At 40.3% G+C, this 836-nt stretch carries 1 protein-coding gene; it reads left to right on the plus strand.

What is annotated here, in order from left to right; genetic code table 11:
- Positions 1 to 376 precede the first annotated feature (376 nt).
- Positions 377 to 562, plus strand: a complete 186-nt coding sequence (locus A3761_RS29135; RefSeq protein WP_068508809.1) for an EAL domain-containing protein — start codon at positions 377 to 379, stop codon at positions 560 to 562.
- Positions 563 to 836 lie beyond the last annotated feature (274 nt).

The raw sequence follows: 836 nt of genomic DNA on the forward strand, positions 1-836 counted from the left end.
GATTTTGAATATAGCAGCAATAAACAGTCAACTTTGAAAGTGCCAACGCTCTAATTATACATCCTGAAATTGTTTACCAAGTTAGAGGCATATCTTGTTACTGAGATATGCCTCTTTATTATCTAGATAATTCCTACCACGATAAGTTCACATTCTCGATTGAGTGTCTTATTCGCCAAAGATCCTGTCCCATTGGCGGATGTTAATAAGCTTCTTCTAGATTTATTCTATTTTTAGACACTTTAACTTCTACTAGAAAGAAGGTGAAAGCGTCAAACGAAAATGTGAGCCCGACGATTTCTTGGGCTATCACGTGTAACCAAGAGTCAGGCAGGTTAGCTGTTAATACATACCCCTTCGAAGCCCATATTGTGATTTGATTAAGACAATAATCTCTTTAGGCGACACTTTTAAGCTTTCGTTGATTGCTGAAGGTGTAGAAACGAAAGCACAAGAGAGTGAACTAATTAAACTGGGCTGTATTCAAGCTCAGGGTTATCTTTATTCAAAGCCTGTCGATAGCATTGTATTTCATGAACAATTTATCGCTTCTTTAACATAGGGTGTGGTGATTAACAGCGGGTGTGATTGACCTGTGGAAAAGAAGGTCTAGCGGAGACCTTCTTTGTTAGGGCCAGGGAGACGGTTGCTGTTGTTAATATGTTGTATAGCGTTAAGCCAGACTATGCGTAATCGTAATCACCAGCTGCATTTATGGCGGCCTGGTATGCGGGCCTAGCATGAATACTGGCAACATAATTGCTAATATTAGGATGTGTTTCGGGAGTTGCCAGGCCTCTTGCGCAGGCTGCTTCTAGTGGAAAAATCATTTGAAA

The sequence above is a fragment of the Oleiphilus sp. HI0123 genome (genome assembly GCF_001635315.1).